Annotated in this window: 26 protein-coding genes; 9 read left to right on the top strand and 17 right to left on the bottom strand. The window is 76.4% G+C overall.

Going from position 1 to position 21,598, the window contains the following annotated elements; translation table 11 throughout:
• Positions 1–3 precede the first annotated feature (3 nt).
• The 6 genes from AB0O09_RS00830 to AB0O09_RS00805 form a co-directional block, all read right to left on the bottom strand.
• On the bottom strand, positions 4–168 hold the full coding sequence (locus AB0O09_RS00830) for a hypothetical protein (RefSeq protein WP_363538809.1): 165 nt from the start codon (positions 166–168) through the stop codon (positions 4–6).
• Positions 169–186: 18 nt separating this feature from the next.
• Positions 187–429 (bottom strand): hypothetical protein, encoded by a 243-nt coding sequence (locus AB0O09_RS00825; RefSeq protein ID WP_363538807.1) that lies wholly within the window; start codon positions 427–429, stop codon positions 187–189.
• Between the two features lie 182 nt (positions 430–611).
• Positions 612–2,711 carry a prolyl oligopeptidase family serine peptidase gene (locus AB0O09_RS00820; protein ID WP_363538805.1) on the bottom strand — a complete coding sequence of 700 codons (2,100 nt, stop codon included), beginning with the start codon at positions 2,709–2,711 and terminating at the stop codon, positions 612–614.
• Between the two features lie 182 nt (positions 2,712–2,893).
• On the bottom strand, positions 2,894–4,153 hold the full coding sequence (locus AB0O09_RS00815) for an MFS transporter (protein WP_363538803.1): 1,260 nt from the start codon (positions 4,151–4,153) through the stop codon (positions 2,894–2,896).
• A gap of 26 nt (positions 4,154–4,179) precedes the next feature.
• Complete coding sequence (locus AB0O09_RS00810) at positions 4,180–5,376, bottom strand: radical SAM protein (protein ID WP_363538801.1); 1,197 nt, start codon at positions 5,374–5,376, stop codon at positions 4,180–4,182.
• A 68-nt stretch (positions 5,377–5,444) separates the two neighbouring features.
• Positions 5,445–5,726 carry a hypothetical protein gene (locus AB0O09_RS00805; protein ID WP_344627555.1) on the bottom strand — a complete coding sequence of 94 codons (282 nt, stop codon included), beginning with the start codon at positions 5,724–5,726 and terminating at the stop codon, positions 5,445–5,447.
• A 316-nt stretch (positions 5,727–6,042) separates the two neighbouring features.
• On the opposite strand from AB0O09_RS00805, the gene AB0O09_RS00800 reads away from it, so the two are divergent.
• The 7 genes from AB0O09_RS00800 to AB0O09_RS00770 are packed head-to-tail and all read left to right on the top strand — an operon-like array spanning position 6,043 to position 13,913.
• On the top strand, positions 6,043–7,200 hold the full coding sequence (locus tag AB0O09_RS00800) for a radical SAM protein (RefSeq protein WP_363538799.1): 1,158 nt from the start codon (positions 6,043–6,045) through the stop codon (positions 7,198–7,200).
• Positions 7,197–7,886 carry an iron-containing redox enzyme family protein gene (locus AB0O09_RS00795; RefSeq protein WP_363538797.1) on the top strand — a complete coding sequence of 230 codons (690 nt, stop codon included), beginning with the start codon at positions 7,197–7,199 and terminating at the stop codon, positions 7,884–7,886. Before AB0O09_RS00800 ends, AB0O09_RS00795 begins: the two co-directional genes overlap by 4 nt.
• Complete coding sequence (locus tag AB0O09_RS00790) at positions 7,883–8,086, top strand: aroma-sacti cluster domain-containing protein (protein WP_363538795.1); 204 nt, start codon at positions 7,883–7,885, stop codon at positions 8,084–8,086. The genes AB0O09_RS00795 and AB0O09_RS00790 overlap by 4 nt, the downstream gene beginning before the upstream one ends.
• Positions 8,087–8,096: 10 nt before the next feature.
• On the top strand, positions 8,097–11,276 hold the full coding sequence (locus AB0O09_RS00785; protein ID WP_363538793.1) for an adenylate/guanylate cyclase domain-containing protein: 3,180 nt from the start codon (positions 8,097–8,099) through the stop codon (positions 11,274–11,276).
• Positions 11,273–12,118 (top strand): S8 family serine peptidase, encoded by an 846-nt coding sequence (locus AB0O09_RS00780; protein ID WP_363538791.1) that lies wholly within the window; start codon positions 11,273–11,275, stop codon positions 12,116–12,118. Before AB0O09_RS00785 ends, AB0O09_RS00780 begins: the two co-directional genes overlap by 4 nt.
• On the top strand, positions 12,115–12,708 hold the full coding sequence (locus AB0O09_RS00775; RefSeq protein WP_344627833.1) for a GAF domain-containing protein: 594 nt from the start codon (positions 12,115–12,117) through the stop codon (positions 12,706–12,708). Before AB0O09_RS00780 ends, AB0O09_RS00775 begins: the two co-directional genes overlap by 4 nt.
• A 26-nt stretch (positions 12,709–12,734) precedes the next feature.
• The gene (locus AB0O09_RS00770; RefSeq protein ID WP_363538789.1) at positions 12,735–13,913 is read left to right on the top strand and encodes a cytochrome P450; all 1,179 of its coding nucleotides are present in this window, start codon (positions 12,735–12,737) and stop codon (positions 13,911–13,913) included.
• 44 nt (positions 13,914–13,957) lie between these two features.
• On the opposite strand, the gene AB0O09_RS00765 is transcribed toward AB0O09_RS00770, so the two are convergent.
• Together AB0O09_RS00765 and AB0O09_RS00760 are read right to left on the bottom strand one after the other, a co-directional pair.
• Positions 13,958–14,971 carry a LuxR C-terminal-related transcriptional regulator gene (locus AB0O09_RS00765; RefSeq protein ID WP_363538787.1) on the bottom strand — a complete coding sequence of 338 codons (1,014 nt, stop codon included), beginning with the start codon at positions 14,969–14,971 and terminating at the stop codon, positions 13,958–13,960.
• 133 nt (positions 14,972–15,104) lie between these two features.
• Positions 15,105–15,980, bottom strand: a complete 876-nt coding sequence (locus tag AB0O09_RS00760) for an oxygenase MpaB family protein (RefSeq protein ID WP_363538785.1) — start codon at positions 15,978–15,980, stop codon at positions 15,105–15,107.
• 146 nt (positions 15,981–16,126) lie between these two features.
• Between AB0O09_RS00760 and AB0O09_RS00755 the strand changes: the two genes are divergently transcribed.
• The gene (locus tag AB0O09_RS00755) at positions 16,127–16,606 is read left to right on the top strand and encodes a DUF427 domain-containing protein (RefSeq protein ID WP_344627837.1); all 480 of its coding nucleotides are present in this window, start codon (positions 16,127–16,129) and stop codon (positions 16,604–16,606) included.
• Positions 16,607–16,657: 51 nt separating this feature from the next.
• Here AB0O09_RS00755 and AB0O09_RS00750 read toward each other — a convergent pair whose 3' ends face one another.
• The 8 genes from AB0O09_RS00750 to AB0O09_RS00715 all read right to left on the bottom strand — a co-directional run bounded on the left by AB0O09_RS00750 (position 16,658) and on the right by AB0O09_RS00715 (position 19,892).
• A complete protein-coding gene (locus AB0O09_RS00750) occupies positions 16,658–16,831 on the bottom strand; it encodes a CsbD family protein (protein WP_363538782.1) in 174 nt (57 codons plus the stop codon).
• Positions 16,832–16,932: 101 nt separating this feature from the next.
• Positions 16,933–17,349, bottom strand: coding sequence for an SsgA family sporulation/cell division regulator (locus AB0O09_RS00745; protein WP_363538780.1), 417 nt, complete (start codon positions 17,347–17,349; stop codon positions 16,933–16,935).
• Positions 17,350–17,442: 93 nt separating this feature from the next.
• Complete coding sequence (locus AB0O09_RS00740) at positions 17,443–17,871, bottom strand: ATP-binding protein (RefSeq protein WP_363538778.1); 429 nt, start codon at positions 17,869–17,871, stop codon at positions 17,443–17,445.
• 73 nt (positions 17,872–17,944) lie between these two features.
• A complete protein-coding gene (locus AB0O09_RS00735; RefSeq protein WP_363538776.1) occupies positions 17,945–18,340 on the bottom strand; it encodes an STAS domain-containing protein in 396 nt (131 codons plus the stop codon).
• 164 nt (positions 18,341–18,504) lie between these two features.
• Positions 18,505–18,849, bottom strand: a complete 345-nt coding sequence (locus tag AB0O09_RS00730) for a PRC-barrel domain-containing protein (RefSeq protein ID WP_363538774.1) — start codon at positions 18,847–18,849, stop codon at positions 18,505–18,507.
• 55 nt (positions 18,850–18,904) lie between these two features.
• Positions 18,905–19,165 carry a GlsB/YeaQ/YmgE family stress response membrane protein gene (locus AB0O09_RS00725; RefSeq protein ID WP_344627842.1) on the bottom strand — a complete coding sequence of 87 codons (261 nt, stop codon included), beginning with the start codon at positions 19,163–19,165 and terminating at the stop codon, positions 18,905–18,907.
• Between the two features lie 159 nt (positions 19,166–19,324).
• A complete protein-coding gene (locus AB0O09_RS00720; RefSeq protein WP_363538772.1) occupies positions 19,325–19,645 on the bottom strand; it encodes a WhiB family transcriptional regulator in 321 nt (106 codons plus the stop codon).
• Between the two features lie 22 nt (positions 19,646–19,667).
• Positions 19,668–19,892: a DUF6458 family protein gene (locus tag AB0O09_RS00715; RefSeq protein ID WP_030275090.1), complete on the bottom strand. Its 225-nt coding sequence runs from the start codon at positions 19,890–19,892 to the stop codon at positions 19,668–19,670.
• Positions 19,893–20,086: 194 nt separating this feature from the next.
• Here AB0O09_RS00715 and AB0O09_RS00710 point away from each other — a divergent pair, with 194 nt between their 5' ends.
• Positions 20,087–20,521, top strand: a complete 435-nt coding sequence (locus AB0O09_RS00710) for an SRPBCC family protein (protein WP_363538770.1) — start codon at positions 20,087–20,089, stop codon at positions 20,519–20,521.
• A 22-nt stretch (positions 20,522–20,543) separates the two neighbouring features.
• Here AB0O09_RS00710 and AB0O09_RS00705 read toward each other — a convergent pair whose 3' ends face one another.
• Positions 20,544–21,569, bottom strand: a complete 1,026-nt coding sequence (locus AB0O09_RS00705; protein WP_363538768.1) for a mechanosensitive ion channel domain-containing protein — start codon at positions 21,567–21,569, stop codon at positions 20,544–20,546.
• Between the last annotated feature and the right edge of the window lie 29 nt (positions 21,570–21,598).

Here is a 21,598-nt window from a genome sequence, read left to right as displayed (position 1 = left end):
GTGCTACGGCCAGCGGGTGTCGGTGTGCGGCTCGAACTCGGCGAGCACTTCGCGGGCCCGGCGCAGGTGCACGCGGTGGCGGGCGGCCCGGACGAGGAGGGCGATCCCGACGGCGACCGGCAGGGCCGCCGCCAGCAGGGCGCGCGGCAGGGGGCGCAGGCGCTTCATCGGGGTCGGTCCGGCCTTTCAGTGGCCCCAGGCGGTGTCCATCGGGTCCTGCGGGTCCTCCGGGTCGCCGCCGAGGATGCCGCCGTGGCCGTGGCCGCCGGAGACGGGCGTGGTGGTGGGGGCGGGGGTGACCGGGGCGGTCACGGCCGGGGTGGGGGTGCCGTCCGCGGCGGCGGCCTGCACGGCGAGGACGGGCAGGCCGAGCACGGCGAGACCGGTGGCGACGGCGACGGAGACGGCCAGCGTGCGGGCACGGTTCATCGGTTCCCCTTGGTGTGTGGAGTGCGGCGCGTCCGTTGTGGTCCGGACGGCTTCGACACCTGGAAGCCTGCCGTTCGGCCGGGGGCGGGCCAAGGGGTGACGGGCTGCAGCTTGCTGCATGCAGCAAGCCACCCTGCGGGACGAATCGGGCGGATCCGTCGCTACACCAGCATAGTTACCACCTAGTAGGGCAGCCTTCCGGCAGCCGTCCGGTCGACGGGCAGCCCCGTGTGGGCGGCCAGGAAGGCGAGGCTGTCGGCGAGCAGGTCGACGGTGGCACCGATCCCCCGCTCACCGTGCCCGAGGCCGTACTCCTGGCGCAGCAGCACCGGGCCCGGCCCGGTGCTCGCGGCCTGCAGGGCGGCGGCCGTCTTGCGGGCGTGCAACGGGTCGACCCGGGTGTCGCCGTCCGCGACGCCGAACAGCACGGCCGGGTAGCGGACCCCGTCGCGGACCCGGTGGTAGGGCGAGTAGCCGTGCAGCACGGCGAGTTGGCCGGGGTCGGCGGCGGTACCGTACTCCTGCGACCAGCTCGGGCCCATCCCGGAGAGCTCGTAGCGCACCATGTCCAGCAGCGGCGCCACCGCGACCACGGCGGCGTACCGGTCGGGTCTGCGGGTGAGCGCGGCGGCCACCGTGAGGCCGCCGTTGGAGCTGCCGATCAGCGCGAGGCCCCCGGGCGCCGTCCAGCCCTCGGCGACCAGGTGCTCGGCGGCGGCGTCCAGGTCGTCGAAGGTGTTGTGCTTGAGCTCGCGCCGCCCGGCCCGGTGCCACTGCTCGCCCTCCTCGCCGCCGCCGCGCAGGCAGGCGAAGGCGTAGACGCCGCCGGCCCGCACCCACGCCAGTGCCTGGACGGCGAAGCCGGGCAGCACGGACGCGCCGAAGCCGCCGTAGCCGCTCAGCACGGTCGGCCGGGGGCAATCCGGCCGGCCCGTCGGCGAGACGACGAACATCCGCACGGGGGTGCCGTCGTGGGACGGGTACACCAGCAGCCGGACCTGCGCGCCGCCGGTGTCGGGCGTGCCCTCGGGGGCGGCCCACAGCGCGGTCGTGCCGGTCGCCGCGTCGTGGCAGAGCACCTGGTTGGGCGTCACGTGGTCGGTGTAGCCGAACCAGAGGCGGGTGCCGCCGTCCGGGTCGGTGCGCAGCGGCCCGACCGCGCCGGCGCCGGGCAGGACGGCCCGGCCGTGCGGGGTGCCGTCGGCCGCGTCGTGCAGGGCGACCTCGGCGACGCCGTGCCGCGTCCGGGTGACGGCCAACAGGGTACGGCCGGGCGCGGGCCCGTCCAGGACGGCCAGGTCCTCCAGCACCGCCTCCGGGTCCTCGGGCAGCAGCACCGTGCGGTCGTCGGGGCGGGCCGGGTCGGCGGTCTCGACCCGGCCGCGCGGGGCGCCGTCGCGGGTGAGCAGGTAGAGCCGGCCGCGCCGGACGGTGGCGGTGGTGCGGGCGTCGGCGGCGAGCCGCAGCACGGTGAACCGCGGCCGTTCCGGGCCGGTGGCGGCGAGGTCGGCGAGCCGGACCTCGGTGCCGGGCGAGGCACCGGCGGTGGCGGTGACGATCAGCCAGCGGCCGTCCTCGCTGACGGAGACGGCGTAGAACTGCCGCGGGTCGCGGCCCTCGCCGAACACCGGGACGTCCTCGGCCGGGTCGGTGCCGACCCGGTGCAGCCAGACCCGGCGGTGGTAGCGCTCCTCCCCCGGGTGCAGCTCGGGAGGCAGCCGCCGCACGTAGTAGAACGCCCCGCCGCCGGGCAGCCAGGCGATCGCCGAGCGCCGCAGCCGGTCGACCGGGCCGTCCAGCACGGCGCCGGTGGCGACGTCCAGCACGTGCAGCACGGAGTCCTCGGTGCCGCCGGTGGAGGTCTGCACGGCGATCCGGGTGCCCTCCCGGGACGGCGCCCAGGCATCCAGCACGGTGCCGCCGGACGGGTCCAGGGCGAGCGGGTCGAGCAGGGTGCGGTCGGCGCCGTCCTCGGTGACCACCAGGGCGGGCCGGTCGGCCCCCGGCCGGCCACGGGTGTGGAACTGCCGTCCACCGCGGGTGACGGGGGCGCTGACCGAGCCGGTGTCCAGCAGGCCGGTCAGGGTGCGGCGCAGCTCCGCGAGACCGGGCCAGCCGGCCCGGTGCGCGCGGAACAGCTCCTCCTGCGCGCGGCACCAGGCGACCGTCGCGGGGGCGGCGGCGTCCTCCAGTCCCCGGAACGGGTCGGCGATCCGCAGGCCGTGCAACTCCTCGACCAACTCCCGCCGCGGCGCGGTCGGGTACGCGGGCAATGCGGTCACGGCAACTTCCTCGGTCGTGGGGGTGGCTCATGGGGGCGCGTGGGGGCACCTCCCGGCCGGAGGCTGGGGGAGAACTGCGCAGTCCGGGGGTGGGTCACCGTACGCATCACGGCTTGGCCCGTGCTGTTGTGACACCCGCATCCGAACTGCACAGGTCCCCCTCCTCTGAAGGGATCGCCGTTTCAGGCGGCGACGGCGGTGCTCCCGTCCTGGGCGGGCTCGGCGGCCGGTTCCTGCCGGGGCGTGCCGAGGCCGGACTCGCGGAGCATCGGGACGGCGGCGACCGCGGTGGTGGCGGCGATCAGGGCGGCGATCAGCAGCCAGGTCTGCGGGATGCCGAGGCCTTCCAGGGCGATGCCGGTGAGGGCGGGGCCGACGGCGGCGAGTCCGGCGATCAGCAGGTCGGCGGCGGTGCTGACCCGGCCGAGCAGGTGCCGCGGGGACCGGCTGATGAGTGCCTGGCCGACCACGATGCCGGCGGGCGGGGTGAGCAGGATCAGCAGGACGAGCAGCGGGCCGACCACCCAGGGCAGCGCGGTGAAGGCGATCACGGCGGTGCCGGTGGCCCACACCGCACCGATGGCCAGGAAGAGTTGCCCCGGCTTGAGCACCTTGAGGACGCGCGGTGCGGCGAGCGAGCCGAGCACCGCGCCGACGCCGGCGCAGGCGAGCACGGTGCCGATCGCGGTGCCGCCGCTGCCGCCGTCCCGGAGGGTGACGACCATGGCGACCTCGGAGGCGGCGCCGACCAGGTTGAGCAGGGCGCCGAAGAGCAGGGCGCGCAGCAGGGCGGGCTGCCGGAGCAGCCAGCGCAGGCCGGCGGTGGGGCTGTTGTCGGTGCGGGCGCCGGGTTCGGCGGGGGCGGGGCGGGTGGCCATCCGCAGCAGCAGCACGGCGGAGACGGCGTAGGAGGCGGCGTCCGCGGTGAACGGCAGGATCCGGTCGACGGTGAACAGCCAGCCGCCGAGGAAGGGGCCGAGCAGGGAGGCGGCGGCCATCGCGGCCTGGTCCTTGGCGAGCGCGTCGGAGAGGTGTTCCTCGGCGACGACGTCCCGGACGGCGATGGTGGACGCGGGGGCGAACACCGCGGTGGCCACGCCCTCGACGACGGCGACGGCGAGCAGTTGCGGGTAGCCGAGCACGCCGAGTCCGGCGGCTGCCGGGACGGAGCCGACGGCGACCAGGCGGACGAGGTCGGCGCCGAGCATCAGCCGCCGGCGGTCCACCTTGTCGGCGAGCTGTCCGGCGGGGATCCGCAGCAGCAGCCTGGTCAGCAGTGAGCAGCTGGCCACCAGCCCGGCCTGGGCGGCGCCGCCGCCGAGGGAGAGCACGAGCAGCGGGAACGCGATCAGGGACATCTGGGAGCCGAGCGTCGACAGGGCCGAGCCGATCCAGTACCGCCTGAAGTCCCGGTTCGCGCTCAGCACTCCGGGGTCAGCCATCGTCCACCTCCGAGGTTGTGCCGGCGTCAGAGTCGGCCGGCCGTGTGCAGCAGGTCGAGCAGGGCCGCGTCGACCTCGTCCTGGAAGACGGCCAGTGCGGCGGCGTTCTCGCCGTGCTGGTACTGGTCGTCGCAGGTGATCCAGCGGCCCTCGGTGCGGTCGGCGGGCAGGTAGCCGTCGGCGAGGGTGCCGACCTCCCAGCCGGGCCGGCCGGCGGTCTCCCAGCAGCTGGAGAGCACGCCGTCGGCGTTGACCACCGCGCCGTAGCGGCCGTCCTGGTAGGTGCAGGCCTGGCAGCCGTCGTTGGGGCGCGGCCTGGTCAGCGCGAAGCCGAGTTCCAGGGCGCGGGCGTGCCAGCGGGTGAAGTCCGCGGCGAGGCCGCTGCCGTAGGCGAGTTCGTTGCCGTAGCCGACGCCGACGTCGCCGACCAGGGCGAACTGCAGTCCGCAGCGGGCCGGGTCGAGGCCGGCGGCGAGGCGTTCCAGCAGGGCGTCCATGCCGTGCCGGTTGTGGTGCGAGACGTTGATCCGCAGGTGCCAGCGGATCGACTCGGCGGCCGCCATCGCCTTGGCCACGTTGTGCACGATGGCGTCGAAGGTGCCGCCGCCGGAGCGGCGGATCCGGATCGCGTCGTGTTCCTCGCGGTCGCCGTCGAAGGTGATCTGGACGGTCCTGAGGCCGGCCGCGTTCAGCTCCTTGGCGATCAGCGGGGTGAGCATCGTGCCGTTGGAGATCATGCCGGCCTCCAGCTCGCCCAACTCGGCCGCACGGTGGAGCAGTTCCCGGGCACCGCGGAAGTTGAGCAGCGGCTCGCCGCCGAACAGCATCACGGCCAGCCGGTCGAGTCCGGCCTCGGCCATCCGCTGCCGGGTGAAGTCGAGGACCTCGCCGATCATCTCGGAGGTCAGCCGGGCGTGCTTGATCCGCGGCGGCCGGTTGCCGCCCTTCGGGTCCTGCCCGGTGTTCTGGAAGCAGTAGCCGCACCCGAGGTTGCAGTCGGTGCTGGTGAGCACCGTCAGCGAGTAGGAGCGGAAGGCCCTGGCGTCGAGCAGGCCGGTGTCCCGCAGCCGCTGCTCGGCCGCGGGTGCGAGGCCGCCGTCCGGGCCGACCTGGCCGGGGCGGAGCCGGGCGACTCCCCCGTCGCCGAGGAACCACCAGCCGGCGTCGGCCCTGCGGAGCAGGCGGTACCGGTCGGGGCGGAGGGCGGGCTGGGTTGCGGGCACGGTGACCTCCATGGGCCTGGGAAGGGGGACGGGGCCCGCCGGTCGGCGGGCCCCGTTGGCCGGGTGGATCAGTTCGCGGTGCCGGTGTTGATGATGCACCAGGGGGTGTCCTCGGCGTCCGCGCTGTGGGCGACGACCTCGACGTCCTCGTCGTCCAGCTTGGTGGTGCCGGTGTTGATGACGCACCACGGGGTGTCCTCGGTCTCGCCGCTGTGGGCGACGACCTCGACGTCCTCGTCGACGTTGGTCTTGCCGGTGTTGATGACGCACCAGGGGGTGTCCTCGGCGTCGCCGCTGTGGGCGACGACCTCGACGTCCTCGTCGCGGGTGGGCTCGGTGTTCTCGGCCATGGTGGTCTCCAGTCCTGGTTCGGCGGGCGGGCCCGGTCGGCGCACCCGGCTCGGTGCTGCGGCCGGCGGTGCGTCCGCCGGCACCGAGAAAGCTAGGAACGCCCGGCACGGCGGCGGTTCAGCCGCGGTACAGGACGGTCCGTGCGCAGGTCGGAGCCGGTGGCGGGCCTCCGAAGGTGGCGCCGCGGCACCGTCCGGGCCGTCCCGCACCCGCCGTGGCCTGCGGATGTACCGGTTCCGGGGCGCCGCCGAACCGGCCGCCGACCGCGGGCGGGCACGGTGGCGGGGACGGCCCTGCTGCGGGAAGAGGTGGACGATGGACCTGGCCGAACTCGTGGGCCTGCGCCCGACGCCCTGCGCCGGCCTGCTGCTGACGCTCACCCGCCGCTGCCCGCTCAGCTGCGCGCACTGCTCGACCGCCTCCGACATGCGCGGCACCGACCCGGCCGGGGACGGACTGCTGCGCCTCGTCCGGTCGTTCACCGCGGCCGACCGGCCGGAGCTGGTGCTGCTGACCGGCGGCGAGCCGCTGCTGCGGCCCGAGCTGGTCGCCGAACTCGCGGACGCCGCACGGGCGTCCGGGGCACGGACGGCGGTGCTCAGCGGGATGTTCTTCGCCCGCGGCGGCCGCCTCCCCCGCCGGATCGCGGCGGCGATCGGCCGGGTCGACCACTTCTCCGCCAGCCTGGACGCCTTCCACGAACGGGAGGTGCCGCGCGCGGACGTCTTCGCGGTGCTGCGCACCGTGCTGGACGGCGGGGTCCCGGTGAGCCTGCACCTGACCGGCCGCGGCCCGGACGACCCGTACCTCGCCGAGGTCACCGGGCAGGTCCGCCGGGTCTTCGGCGACGCCGTGCCGATGCTGGTCAACGAGGTGCGCGCGGTCGGCCGGGCGGCGGGCTGGGCGGCCCGGCAGTCCGCACCGGGCCCGGACGGCCGGCCGGTGCCCTGCGCGATGGCCGCCTGGCCGGTGGTCGCCGCGGACGGCGCCGTGCTCGCCTGCTGCAACCAGCAGGTGGTCGACCGGCGCCCCGTCCCCGCACACCTGCTGCTCGGCCACACCGACCGCGACGACTGGGCCGCCGTGCGGCGCCGGGCGCTGAGCGGGCCGGTGCTGCGGATGGTCCGCGCGGTCGGCGCCCCGCACCTGTACGCCCGCCACGGCGCGGTGGCGGACTGCACCGGCACCTGCGCCGGCTGCCGCGCCCTGCCCGATCACCCGGCGGTGTACGCGGCCGCCGCCCGCACGGGCGCCGGGCCGGTCGGCGAACTGCTCGACCTGCAGGCCGCGCACGCCCAGGCGGCCGCCGGGCCGGCCGCGCTGGTCCGCCGCTTCGGCAGCGCCGCGTGGGCCGACCTGGTCACCCTCGGCGCCGCACCACCGCAGCCCACGCGCACCCCCGTCCCGCTCCCGCGCACCCTCGCCCCGCTCCCGCGCACCCTCGCCCCGCTCCCGCTCGGAGAAGCCCGATGACCTCCGCACCGCCCTCCCGCAGCACCGCCCTCCGGCTGACCCTCGACCTGGCCGCCCTGCCACTGCAGGCCGCGACCTCGGCGCTGTGGCGGCCGGACGGCCTGGGCGGGCGGTACGCCGCGTACCTGCGGGCGATGCACGCGGTGGTGCGGGCCTCCGTGCCGCTGATGGAGCTCGCCGCGCGGCGCTGCGCCGCGGCCGGGCCCGGGGACCGGGTGGCGGGGCCGCTCGGCGCCTACCTGGAGCGGCACGTCGAGGAGGAGCGCGGCCACGACGACTGGCTGTTGGAGGACCTGGCGGCCGCCGGCGCCGCGCCGGACGCGGGCCCGCCGCCGGTGGCCGCGGCCCGGCTGGTCGGCCCGCAGTACTACTGGATCGAGCACGTCCACCCGGTGGCCCTGCTCGGCTACATGACGGTGCTGGAGGGCCACGCGCCGGCGCCGTGGCTGGCCGGCCGGCTCGCCGCGCAGACCGGTCTGCCGCGGTCGGCCTTCCGCACCGTGCACGACCACGCCGTGCTCGACGCCGGCCACCGGGCCGACCTGGACGCCCTGTTGGACGGTCTGCCGCTGGACGTCCGGCAGGAGAGCGCCGTCACGGTGAGCGCCCTGCACACCGTCACCGCCACCACCCATCTGTTCCGTTCGCTGGCCCACCCCGGCCCGTCCTCCGGAGACCGCGCATGAATCCCGCCGACGACCCCGTGCTCACCGCCCTCGCCGCGGCCGGCTTCCCCGTCGACACCTTCACCGACGAGCAGCTGGGCGTGTTCCGCACCCTCGGCGCGGAGGAGCTGGCGCTGCTGCTCGACCTCAAGGCGCGCCTCGACGAGGTGGAGCCGGAGGTGCAGGCGCACACCACGGTGGCCGGCGGCGCCCTGTTCTGATCGTCCCGTGATGACGTTCCGTCACCTCTTCGGAGAGGAGGCCTCCGTGGCCTGCCCCAGCTGCGCGGGCGAGCCGCCCGCCGGTGCCCGCTTCTGCCCGTACTGCGGCGCCGCGCTCGCCGCTGCGGCCGTGCCCGCGGCCCGTGCGGACGAACGCCGGATGGTCAGCGTGCTCTTCTGCGACCTGGTCGGCTCCACCGCGCTCTCCGGCCGGCTCGACCCGGAGGCGTTGCGCTCGGTGACCCTGCGGTACTTCGAGCTGATGACGGAGCGGATCGAGGCGCACGGCGGCCGGGTCGAGAAGTTCATCGGCGACGCGGTGATGGCCGTGTTCGGCATCCCGGTGATGCACGAGGACGACGCCCGGCGGGCTGCCGCCGCCGCCCTCGACATGGTCGACGCGCTGGCCGGGCTGAACGACCGGCTCGCCGTCCTCGGGGTGCGGCTGAACGTCCGGATCGGCGTCAACACCGGTGAGGCGGTGGCCAGCACGGACGCCTCCGCCCGGCAGGCACTGGTCTCCGGCGAGGTGGTGAACGTGGCCGCCCGGCTGGAGCAGAACGCCGCCGCCGGCGAGATCCTGATCGGCCCGGACACCCTGCGGGCGATCGGCCCCAACGCGGCACTGACCGAGCCGGCCGGCCCGCTCGCCCTCAAGGGCAAGACCGAGCCCGTCCCCGCGCACCGGCTGCTGGCCCTGCACGGCGACGCCCCGGAGCTGCTCCGCCGCTTCGACATCCCGTTCGTCGGCCGCGAGGCCGAACTCCGGCTGCTGGACGAGGCGTTGGCGCACACCGTGGCGGGCGGCGCCCGGCTGCTCACCGTGCACGGCGAGGCCGGGCTCGGCAAGACCCGGCTGGTCCGCGAATGGCTGGCCCGCACCGGGGTGCGGCACGGCGCCGGCCGCTGCCGCCCGTACGGCGACCGGGGCAGCCTCGCGCCGCTCGCCGACGCGATCCGGCCGCTGCTCGACGGCGCCGAACACCCCGTCCCCGCCGAGTCCTTGCGGCTGCTGGAGGCCGGACTGCTGCGCGACGGCACCCCCGACCCGTCGGTGGAGGAGACCTGCGCCGCGCTGGCCGCCGTGCTCGGCGCGCTGACCGGCCCGGACGGCCTGGTGCTGGTCGTCGACGACTTCCACTGGGCGGGTGCACTGCTGCGCACCGTGCTGCGCCGGCTCGCCGACGACCTCGCGGCACGACCCGTGCTGCTGCTCTGCCCGGGCCGGCCGGAACTCCTCGACCAGGACCCGGAGTGGGCCCGCCGCTCGGCGGCGGTCGCGCTCGGCGGGCTGTCCGACGCCGACTGCACCCGGCTGACCGCGGGTCTGGTCGAGGTCGCCGGGCACGGCGCCGAGGCGGGCGCGGCACTGCTGGAGCGGGCGGAGGGCAATCCGCTGCACCTGGAGCAGCTGCTCGCGATGGCCGCGGAGGGGCACGGCGCGGGCGGGCTGCCGCCGACGGTGCAGGCGCTGCTCGGTGCCCGGATCGACGCGCTCGCGCCGCCCGAGCGGACGACGCTGGCGCTGGCCTCGGTGGTCGGCCGGGACTTCCACACCGAGGAGGTGACCGGTCTCGCCCTCGGCGGGCCGGAGGGCGGAGCCGGCGGCGAGCTGCGGCCGGGCCCCGCCGGGGCGGACCCGGTGCTGCCCGCCCTGCACCGGCTGGACCGGCGGCGGCTGGTGGAGCCGGCCGAGCCGGACGGCGGCTACCGCTTCCGCAGCGGACTCGTCCAGGAGGTCTCCTACCGGGGCACCGCCAAGCGGGTCCGCGCCGAACGGCACGAGCGGGCCGCCGAGCTGCTGGCCTCCCGCGGCGCCCCGGACGGCGCGGTCGGCGGGCACCTCGCCCTCGCGCACCGGTACCGCACCGAGCTCGGCCTGCTGGACGCCCGCACCGACGCGCTGCGCGGGCGGGCCGCCGACCGGCTGGCCGCCGCCGGGGCGACCGCGCTGCGCCGGGCCGACCTCGGCTGGGCGGAGGAGCTGCTCGACCGGGCCGTCGGCCTGTACCGGCCGCAGGACCCGGGCCGGGCGGCCGCGGCCTGGCGGCTCGCCGAGGTGCGGCTGGCGAGCGGCCGCACCGAGGAGGGCCGTGCCCTGCTCGCGGAGGCGGCGGCCGCCGGGGACGCGGTGCTCGCCGCACACGCCGGCCTGGCGCTGGCCGTGCTCGACCCCGGGCCGGGGTTGCGCCGGGCCGCCGATGCCGCCCGGGCCGCGCTGCCGCTGTTCGAGGCGGCCGGCGACGACCTGGGCACCGCCCGGGCCTGCCTGCGGCTCGCCCAGGAACGGCAGTTGGCCGGCCGCCACGGCGAGGCGGAGCAGTTGCTGCGGCGGGCCCTGGACGGTGCGGTGCGGGCGGACGCGGAGCCGGAGCGGGCCGGCGCCCTCGGTGCGGTGGGCGTCTCGCTGTGGACGGGCCCGGTGCCGGTGCCGGAGGCCGTCGAGCGCTGCCGGGCGCTGCTGGCCCGGCACGGCGCCGGCCGGCGGACGGTACGGCTGACCCTGAACTGCCCGCTGGCCGTGCTGCTCGCCCTGCAGGAGCGGTGGGCGCAGGCCCGGGCGTGCCTGGCCGAGGCGGAACGCCTGGCCCGGGAGCTCGCCTTCGCGGAGGCGGAGGTCTTCCTGCCGGTGTTCCGGGCCGCGGTGCACGCGGCCGCGGACCGGCCGCGGCAGGCCGTCGAGGAGCTGCGGCAGGCCGAGCGGGCCTGCCGGGTGCTGGGGGCGGCGGGCCTGCGCGGCCCGATCGCCCGCGGGCTGGCCCGGTCGCTGCTGGACTGCGGTGACGCCGCCGCCGCCGAGGACGCCCTGAGCGGCCATCAGGACGGTCTGCCGCCCGCGGACGCCGCGGACCTGCACGGCACGCTCGCCCGGCTGGCGGCGCTGCGCGGCCGTCCCCGGGAGTGCGCCGAGCAGCTGCGCCGCTGCCGGGCGGCGGCCGGGGCGACCGACTCGCCGGTGGTCCGGGCGACCGCCGCGCTGGACGAGGCGCAGGCCGCGCTGGCGCTCGGCGACCCGGCCCGGGCGGCCCGCGCCGCCGCCGCGGCGGGCGCCCTGCACGCCGCCAAGGGACACGCCGCGGGCCGGCGCAGGGCCGCCGCCGTGGCCGCCCTGGCGGAACGGACCGCGGCGGCCCGAACGGAGGCGGCCGGCACCACGGCGGCCGGAACGACACAGGAGGAACAGCGATGACCAGTCCCACCGCGCTCACCTGGAGCCTGCGCGGCCGCAGTCCGGCGGACATCCCGGTCGCCGCCGACGGCCCCGAGGTGACACCCGAGTGGGCGTGGGGCGGGTCGACCGGCCGCGGGGTGCGGGTGTGCGTGGTGGACAGCGGCGTCGAGCGCGACCACCCGATGGTCGGGCCGGTGGACGGCTCGTTCGTGGTGCTCAAGGACGAGGACGGGATCCGGGTCGAGCCGACCGACACCGGGGACGTCTGCGGGCACGGCACGGCCTGCGCCGGGATCGTCCGCCGCACCGCGCCGGACTGCGAGCTGTACAGCGTCCGGGTGCTCGGCGAGCGGTTCTCCGGCAGCGGGGACGTGCTGCTCGCCGGGCTGCGCTGGGCGGTCGAGCAGCGCTTCGACGTGGTCAACCTGAGTCTGTCGACCACCCGGACGCGGTTCACCGAGGAGCTGCGGGCGCTCGCCGACGAGGCGTACTTCCACCGCACCGCGATCATCGCCTCGGCGCACAACACCCCGGTGGAGAGCTTCCCGTGGCGGTTCTCCTCGGTGATCTCGGTGGGCAGCCACCAGGAGGACGACCCGGAGCTCCTCCTCTACAACCCGGCCCCGCCGGTCGAGTTCTTCGCGCCGGGGCAGAACGTCACGGTGCCCTGGCTGGGCGGCGCGACGATCCGCACCACCGGCAACAGCTTCGCCACGCCGTACCTCGCCGGCCTGGCCGCCCGGGTGCTCGCCAAGCACCCGCAGCTGACGGTCTTCCAGCTCAAGGGCGCGCTGTACCAGGCAGCGTCCAACGTCCGCGCCGGCAACGGCCTCGAGAACACCACCAGGGGTGCCCGATGAACGGAACCTGCCGCGCCGCCGAGACCGACCCGGTCGCCCGGGACCTGCTGCAGTCGGTGGTCGACACCGCCCGTGCCATCTTCGGCGCCGCCGCCAGCTCGATCTTCCTGCTCGACCGGGAGGCCGACGAACTGGTCTTCCAGGCGGTCTCCGGGGAGGGAGAGGACTTCCTGGTGGGCATGCGCTTCCCGGCGGGACGGGGCATCGCCGGCTGGGTCGCCGGGTCCGGCGAGCCGATGGTGGTCGACGACCTGTCGCAGAGCGCCGGGTTCGCCCGCGACCTCGCCGAGAAGACCGCGTACGTGCCGAACGCGCTGATGGCCGCGCCGCTGCTCGGCCCGGACGGGGTGCTGGGCGTGCTGGAGGTGCTCGACCCGGCGCCGCAGGCCCGCGCCAGCCTCGGCGAGCTCGACCTGCTGGCGCTGTTCGCCCGGCAGGCCGCCACCGCGCTCGCGGCGGTGCTGGAGCGCCGGGCCGCCGACGCCGGGCAGGCCGCGGCCGCCCGGGTCCTGCGGGACCTGGACGACGCCGGCCGGGCCGCCGGGCTGCGCGCCCTGGAGGCCGTCCGCGACCTGCTCGCCGCGCACTGAGCGGGCCGGGACGGAAGGGGGAGGCGATGACCGCGCACTCGCCGCTCGGCGGCCGCTTCACCGCGGACCCGCACCCGGCGCTGGCCGGGCTCCGCGAGTCCTGCCCGGTGGCCCGGGTGACCACCCCGGCGGGCCGCGCCGTCTGGGTGGTGACCCGGGAGGAGGACGTCCGGGCGGCGTTCACCGATCCGCGGCTCTCGCTGGCCCGGACCCCGCCGCCCGCGACGGGCCGGCCGCGCCGCGCCCTCGACATGACCCTGGTCGACTACGACCCGCCGGACCACACCCGGATCCGCCGGCTCGCCGCCCCGGCGCTCTCGGCGGCCCGGATCGCGGCGTACCGCCCCCTGGTGGAGCGGGCGGCCCGGGAACAGCTCGCCGCGCTGGCCGCGGACCGGCCGGTCGACCTCGTGGCGCACTTCGCGGCGCCGTTCGCCTTCCGGGTGCTGTGCGAGGTGTTCGGCGTGGCGCAGGCCGACCGGGGGCCGCTGCGGGCCGTGGTCGACGACCTGATCGCGCACCGCGACGTGCCGGCCGCCCAGCGCCGGCTGGACGCCTTCGTCCGGACGGGCACGGCCGGGCGGCTCGCCCGGCCCGGCGGCGAGGACGCCTTCTCCCGGATCGTCGCCGCCTGGTCGCTCCGGACGGACGTCACCGAGGACGAACTCGCCGACCTGCTCGCGATGCTGCTGCTGGCGGGCTTCGACAGCACGGTGCAGATGCTCGCGATGGCCGTACTGGCACTGCTCGCCCACCCGGCGGAGCTGGCCCGGCTGGCCGCCGACCCGGCGCTGCTGCCCGCCGCCGTCGACGAGCTGCTGCGCTGGGACACCCCCGGCCCGTTCGCCACCACCCGCACCGCGCTGGCGGACGTGCCGATCGGCGGCACGGTGGTGCCGGCCGGCAGCGGCGTGCTGCTGTCGGTCGCCGCCGCCAACCGCGACCCGCGCCGCCACCCCGACCCCGACGTCCTCCGGCTGGACCGGCCGACCGCGGCCCGTCAGCTCGGCTTCGGCCTCGGCCCGCACTACTGCCCGGGCGCACCACTGGCCCGGCTCCAACTCACCGCGGCGCTCGCCGCCCTGCTGAGCCACCGGCCCGGACTACGGGCCGCGGTCCCGCCCGAGCGACTGCAGTGGGGCGGCGGCCCCCAACACCGCCGACTGGCCGCACTGCCCCTCCGCCTCGGCCCGCACCGCGACTAGGACAAGTCCTCGGATCACGGGCGCGCCCCCGTTTTGGCGCCCGCTCACTCGGGTCGCGGGGTGCGGGTGAGGTAGCCGGCCTGGAAGCGGCTGGCCGCGCCCAGCGCGTCCATGATCTCGGCGATGTGTTTGCGGCAGGTGCGCAGCGACATGCCGAGGCGGCGGGCGATCATCTCGTCCTTCATGCCTTCGGCGAGCAGCCGGACGATCGCCTCCTTGATCTCGCCGAGCGAGGAGTCGCCGGCGCAGGAGGGTGCGTAGGGGTCGGCGAGGGTCCAGGAGTGGTCGAAGACCGCGCAGAGGTAGGCGACGGTGGAGGGGTCGCGGACGATCACCGCGCCGTCGTAGGCCTCGTGGTGCGGGATGATCACGACCTCCCGGTCGAAGGCGATCATCCGGCCGAACAGGGCGGTGAGGGTGCGCACTTCGGCTCCGGCGCCGGTGATCCGCCGGACGTACTCCTGGGTGGGGGCGTGGCGTCGGGAGGTGTGCTGGTAGAGGGTGCGCATCCGGACGCCACGGCGGATCATCGCGAGGTCGCGGGCGAAGGCCTGTTCCAGCAGGTGGGGGGCGCGCGGGCCGCCGGGCTGGCAGGTGAGCACCTCGGTGCGGCACTGTTCGGTGAGCCGGCCGATGATGTCGATGACGGCGGCGAGTTCGAGCACTTCGTCGAGGGCGCCGCCGGCGGTGGGCCGGCCGGCGTTGCGGGCGTAGAGCGGGCCGAGCGCGGCGAGTTCGGCGCGGACGCGTTCGGCGTCGGCGAGTTGCCGGCGCAGTTCGGCCTCGGCGGGGGCGACCAGGCTGGCCACGGCGAGGTCGGGCGGGACGGCGACCAGCTGCGGTCGGGTGCCGTCGGGGCCGGGCAGCGGGCGGAGCAGGTGGAGCCGGGTGAGGACGGCGGCGGAGGCCTCGACCTCGGCGGGGTCGAGGTCGAGGTCGTCGGCGGCGGCCGCCGGGTCGAGGCCGCCGTGCCGTGCGGCCCACTGGAAGACCCGTGCATCGGTGTCGTCCAGGCCGGGCAGGTCGGTCGTGGCGGCCGGTGGCCCGAAGTGTCCCATCCTCAGCTCCCCACCCGTGCGCCGTGCCGGCGGTACGTCGATGCACATGACATGGAGTCATATAGTAGGACCGGCACATGACATTCAGGAGAACTCCACATTCCGCACGGTGCGGCCACGGCCCGACGGGCCGTCAGACGCCTGCCCGGTTCGCGCCGAGAGCCTCCGCCGGCAGACCGAGCCGTTCCCGGGCCGCCACCAGGTACGGGCCCTCCCACCAGCTGCGCGGCAGGCGGAACGCGGCCGCCCGCAGCGCCCGCGCCTCCAGGCCGGCCGTCCGGTCGGTGATCCACCAGCCGGGCAGACCGTACATCCGGCGCGCCCAGGCCGGCAGCATCGCGAAGGCCAGGCCGACCAGCCCGGACCAGGCCGGGACGGCGAGCAGGGCACTGCCGTGCAGCGGCGGCAGGAAGGCGAACCGGACGGCCTCCCGGGCGGCCGGGGTCACGCACAGCTCGGGCCGGACCTCGGCGAAGTAGCGGCGCAGCGCCGCGGCGGAGTCCGGCACGTCCGTCCCGGCGGGCACCCCGACCAGCCGGGCGACCGTGCTCTGCTCGCGCAGGTAGGCGTCCGCCTCGGCGGCGGTCAGCGGGAGTCCGGCGCGGCGGACGACGTCGAGGAAGGAGCCCACCTCGCAGGCGTGCACCCAGACCAGCAGCGCCGGGTCGTCCGCCCGGTAGTCCCGGCCGGTGACGGGGTCGGTGCCGCGGACGTGCCGGTGCACCCGGCGGACCCGGTCCACGGCCTCGCGGGCCTCCTCGCCGGTGCCGTAGGTCACCGCGCCGATGAAGGCCGCGGTGCGGTCGAGCCTGCCCCACGGGTCCTCGCGGAAGGCGGAGTGCTGGGAGACCCCGGCCATCGCCAGCGGGTGCAGCGCCTGCAGCAGCAGCGCCCGCAGGCCGCCCAGCAGCATCGCCGGGTCGGCGTGCACCCGCCAGGTGACGGACTCCGGGCCGAACAGGCCCTCGGCGGGTATCCGCGGCCCCTCGGCCGACCGGGTACCGGACATCCGGAACACCTCCCGTCGTCCGGAGCCTGCCCGCCCGTACCGGCCGGCAACCACGGGTCCACCGGTGACGGCGGCCGCCCATCCGCTCGGGGGCCGGCTCCGAACCCTTCCCGCGCGCTCCGGCGCGCAGGAACGAGGAGGCGGCGATGGCCGGCGAGGACGGTACGGAGTCGGTGTGGGACTACCCGCGTCCGCCGCGGGTGGAGCGGGCCGGGCGCCGGGTGACCGTGGAGTTCCACGGCCTGCTGGTGGCCGACACCGGGGACGCGCTGCGGGTGCTGGAGACCAGCCACCCGCCGGTGTTCTACCTGCCGCCTGCGGCGGTGGCGCCGGGGGTACTGGTGCCCACCCGGCTGCGCAGCTGGTGCGAGTGGAAGGGTGCGGCCGTCTACTGGGACCTCGTCGTCGACGGGGTGCGCAGCGAGAACGCCGCCTGGAGCTATCCCGAGCCCTCGCCCGGCTACGGGGCGATCCGCGACCACCTGGCGTTCTACCCGGCGCGGGTGGACCGCTGCACGGTCGACGGAGAGGTGGTCCTGCCGCAGGAGGGCGGCTTCTACGGGGGCTGGATCACCTCGGCCGTCCGCGGGCCGTTCAAGGGCGGGGCCGGGTCGGGGCACTGGTGAGCGGGGGCGCCGGTGTGCGGCGCCCCCGCTCGTGGCCCGAGGTCGGACGGGTCAGTGCTCGAGCGCGTCCTTGGCCTTCTGACCCGCCTGCTTGGCGTCGGCGACGGACTGTTCGATCTTGCCCTTCGCAGTCAGGCGCTCGTTGCCCACGGCCTTGCCGGCCGTCTCCTCCGCCTTGCCCTTGGCCTTCTGGGCCATGTTCTCGGCCTTGTGCTTGCCGCTCATGACCACTCCCTTCGGGGCCGGCGGGCCCTCCACCGGCGGTCACGGACGGCGTCTGCCCCGCTCCCGCCGTTCCATGCACGGGTGCTCCGGACCCGCCGTGGTCAGTCGGTCGCGCGCAGGAACGCCTCGACGGTGTCCGGCCAGCTCACCTGCCGGTGCTCGTCGCCGGGCCGCACCACCTCGGCGGTGTCGGCGAGGAAGCCGCGCAGTTCGTCGGTGGCGACCTGGACGAGGGCGACGCCGTGCCGGTTGTGGAACTCCAGCTGGGTGAGGCCGCCGTCCACCGGCACCAGCCGGAAGTCGCCGTCCCCGACGGGTCCGGCGAGGCCGGCGGTGAGCAGTTCCCGGGAGACGTACCAGCTGATCGGTCGGCCGCCGGACATCCGTCCGCCGGCCGGCGGGTCGGGGAAGTCCAGCACCACCGCGAACGGGTCCTCGGAGTCGTACCGCAGGACGAGCGGCACGATGCCGGGGACGGGGGCTGGAATGGAGGCTGCACCGGCCTGCGCGATGATCACGGTCGACTCCCTGGGAGGTCCGAAGCGGTCGGCGCCCGTCTGCCCGCGATCGGCCCGGTCATGCGCCCGCGAACGGCGGTGCCGGCGGCCGTCTCACGGGCTCCCGGGCAGCGCCACCTCGGCCCAGACCGCCTTGACGCCCGGGGCCCGCAGCACGCCCCAGGCGGTGCTCAGCCGGCCGACGATGTGCAGGCCGTGCCCGCCGGGGCGGGAGGAGCGGTGCGGGCTGCGCGGTTCGGGCACCCCGTCGCCGGCGTCCAGCACCTCGATCCGCACCGAGCGGTCCGACAGGACGAGCACCAGCTCGCTCGGGCCGCCGCCGTGCAGGCAGGCGTTGGAGACCAGCTCCGACACGATCAGCCGGACGTCCTCGTCCAGCAGCCCGTCGCAGGCCAGGCCCCAGTCCAGGAGCACCTTGGCGGCGAACTCCCGGCCCGTCCGGACCTGCCCGGCGGGCCCGAAGGCGTACCGGCGGCGCTGGCCCAGCACGGGCCCGTCGGCGGTGTGCGAACTGCTGCTCATGTCCTCACCCTGATGGATTTCCGGCACTTCCCTGCGACGCCCGCGGCCGCGGTCCGGCCGCCGGGGACCGGCCTCACCCGGCTGCGCACGCCTCCCCCACCGTCTCGAAGACCCGGAACACCGCGCCGGTGCCGGTCAGTTCGAACAGCCGGCTCAGCTGCGGGCCGGGCTGTGCCAGGACGAGCGAGACCCCCGACTCCTCGGCGTCCTGCCGCAGCCGGAGCAGGAGGTTGAGGCCCGTCGAGTCGCAGAACCCCACCGCGGAGAGGTCGAGGCAGAGCACCCCGGGCGCGGCGGCCGCCAGCAGCCCGCGCAGCGGCTCCTCGACCTCGGCGAGGCCGTCCAGGTCGAGGTCCCCGGTCAGGGAGCAGACCAGTGCCCCGTCCGGACCGGAGGCGGCGCGCAGCGGCGCCCCGGCTCCCTCGGCCCGGCCGGTCGCCGACCCCGTACCCAGTTCACCGCTGCCCATGTCCTGTGCCCTCCGCCGGCGGCCGTCCGCGGTGCGGCCGCCGTATCGTCACGTCTTCCCTGCCGGTCGGCCCGTCCCGGCCGTCCGCTTCTGGCACCGTACCCGGTGCCGGCCGGGCGGAATCCGGGGGATCCCCCGCTCCGTCGCCCGTCCCCGACAAACGGTCAGATCATCGGGCGGTAGTAGGTGCCGAGGGAGTCCAGGTAGTCGGCGGGCACCTCGTGCTCGCTCACGAACTCCGGCGCACCCTTGATCTCGTCCTTCGACCGGCCGACCAGGACGGTCCGCTCCTCGTGGTCGATCCGCAGGACGGTGCCCGCCGGCAGCAGCACCTGCCGGCCGAAGATCCACGGGCCGGTGTCCACGACCAGGTAGGCCGCGTCGACCTCGGCTGAGTGCCGGTCGACCTTGCCGATCTTCCCGTCGGTGGCCTGCACCGTGTAGCCGATGATGTCCCGGTCCGCGAGGTCGCCGTTGTCGGGGTGGTGGTTCCACAGCTGTTCGCTCATCGTCTTCTCCTTCGCTCGTCGGTGTCGGTCGGCGTCGGCCTGCCGGAGCCGGCGTTCAGCGCCGGCGCCCGGCGTACACCGGGGAGGCCGCCGCGATCAGCACGGCGGCGACGCCCACCTGCAGCAGGTGCCGCATCCAGTCGATGCCGCCGGTGTGCCGCACGCCCAGGTACGAGGCCAGTGCGTTGCCCAGGACCGCGCCGATCGCGCCGAGCAGCACCGTCAGCCACAGCGGTACGGGCTGACGGCCCGGCAGGACCAGTCTCGCCAGCAGGCCGACCACCAGGCCGGCGACCAGTGCCCAGAGGATCGTCATCGCCGAACCTCCCCCTTCGTCCGTCTCTCGCGTCCCCGGCCGCCGCCCCCTGCTGGGGCCGGTCCGTCCGGCGACGGGGGTCGTCTGCCCCCTTCCGGCGGCTCCATTCCCCCGGAATCCCCCCGGAATCCCCCCGGATTCGCCGTACCGGGGGGCGGCTCAGTTCCGGCGGGGCGGCCCGGCGGTGGCCGGGCGGCCGCGGCGCCGGGCCCGGGCCGACAGGACGCGGCGCTCGTCCTCGGTCAGCCCGCCCCAGATGCCGTACCGCTCGTCGGCGGCCAGCGCGTACTCCAGGCACTGGCCGCGCACCGGGCAGCGGGTGCAGACCCGCTTGGCCGCGTCCTCCCGTTCCTGGCCGTGCTCGCCGCGCTCGCCGGCCGGGTGGAAGAACAGTGCGGCGTCCTTGCCCCGGCAGGCCGCTCGGCGCTGCCAGGCCCAGCTTCCGGTGTACCGCCGTCCGCGGCGGTCCTCGGTGTCCATCGGTGGTCCTCCCCGGGGCGCGTCACGGCCCCTCGTAGTAGCGGCGTTCCTCGACGACCTCGTCGACGGGGCGGCCGAGCGGCCGGCGCCGACGCAGCGCGCTCGCGTACACGACGACGCCGAGCAGGCCGGCCGCCATCAGCACCCAGCCGACGGTGTCGAGGTCGACACCCGAGAGGTGCCAGTCCACCGCGAAGGCGAGAATCGCCCCGATCGCGAACAGGATGATGCATCCGCCGATGCCCATGGGTTCTCCTCCGTCGTCGCTGCCGCGGTCCGCCGGGGCGGCGGGCCGGGGCGCGTCTACCCCCGCTCGCCGCCGTCACCCGGGGCCGGTCGCAATTCCCTGCCGGAGGGGCATGTCCGGGCGCGGCGGGGACAGACGGTCTGACGGACGGTCACCGGCCGGTGACCGCGGGCGCGATGCGGAGGTGGCGAGCGATGGCACGGGTCGAGCAGTCCGTCCGGGTGGAGGTGCCGGTGCCGGTGGCGTACCGGCAGTGGGCGAGGGTCGAGGACTTCCCGCTGTTCTTCCGGGGCGTGCTCCGGGTCGAGCGGGCCGGTTCCGGACTCACCCGCTGGACGGTCCGCACCGGCGGCGCGATACGGGAGTTCGACGCCCGGGTGACCGAGCGGATCGAGGACGAGCGGATCGCCTGGGCGTCCGTCGCGGGCGACCTGCGGCAGAGCGGTGTGGTGACCTTCCACCGGGTGGACGGCCGGCGGACGACGGTGATGCTGCAACTGGACGTCCGGCCGGCCCGGCTGGCGGACCGCCTGGCGGCCGCGCTCGGCTTCGCCCACCGGCGGGTGCTGGACGGCCTGGCCGGTTTCAAGGAGTTCACCGAGGCGCAGGCCGCCCGGCAGCCGCAGTAGGTACGAGAGGGCCCCGCCGCGGTCAGCCGCGCGCGGGGTCGACGGCCACCCGCGGCAGCGCCTCCGGGTACTGCTCGCGCAGGTGGCCGATCAGCCGTTCCCTGACCCAGCAGCGGAGTTCGAAGGCGTCGGCGGCGCTGCGGGCGGTCATCAGGGCGCGCACCACGATGGTGGTCGGCGTGGTGTCGACGACCTGCAGGGCGGCGCCCCGGCCGTCCCACCACTCGCTCTCCTTGAGCAGCCGCTCGAACTCGGCGCGCAGCTCCGGCACCGGCGTGCGGTGGTCGAGGTGGAGCAGTGCCGTCCCGGTGATCGCCGGGTCCCGGCGCGACCAGTTCTCGAAGGGCCGGCCGACGAAGTAGGACACCGGCATGACGATCCGCCGCTCGTCCCAGGTGGCGATGACCACACAGGTGAGGGTGATCTCCTCGACCGTCCCCCAGTCGCCGGCGACGACGACCTCGTCGCCGAGCCGCACCATGTCGCCGAACGCCAGCTGCACCCCGGCGAACAGGTTGGCCAGCGTGTTCTGCGCCGCCACGCCGGCCACCAGGCCGAGGATGCCCGCGGAGGCGAGCAGGCTGGCGCCGACCGAGCGGACGGCCGGGAAGGTCATCAGCGCCGCCGCCAGGGCGAGCACCGCGATGCCCGCGCTGGCCAGCCGGCGCAGCATGCCAGTCTGGGTGCGGACCCGCCGTATCCGCGCCGGGTCGCGCCGCTCGGTGGCGTACCGGGCGAGCGAGGTGTCGATCAGCAGGGCGACCACGCGGGCCAGCAGCCAGGCGCCGGCCGCCAGGGCGAGCAGCACCAGGCCGTGCCGCAGCGGCCCGCGGACGGCCTCCGGGAGGCCCGCGGCCGGTTCGGCCGCGAGCAGCAGCAGGGCGCCCAGGGTCAGCAGTCCGGGCACCCGGCACGGCAGCATCACGTGGCGGTGGCGGGCTGCCGCCGGACGTCTCGCCACCGCCAGCACCACCCGGTCCAGCAGCAGGATCGCGAGCAGTGCGGCCGCGGCGACCGCGGCGGGCCTCAGGGCGGTCCACACGGACATGGTCCTCCGTAGGTGTCTGGGGCTGCGGG

Source organism: Kitasatospora sp. NPDC093679, assembly GCF_040683455.1.
Taxonomy (GTDB): Bacteria; Actinomycetota; Actinomycetes; order Streptomycetales; family Streptomycetaceae; genus Kitasatospora; species Kitasatospora arboriphila.
Note: the sequence above shows the minus strand (reverse complement) of the source record. Positions and strands in the feature narration are given on the sequence as shown.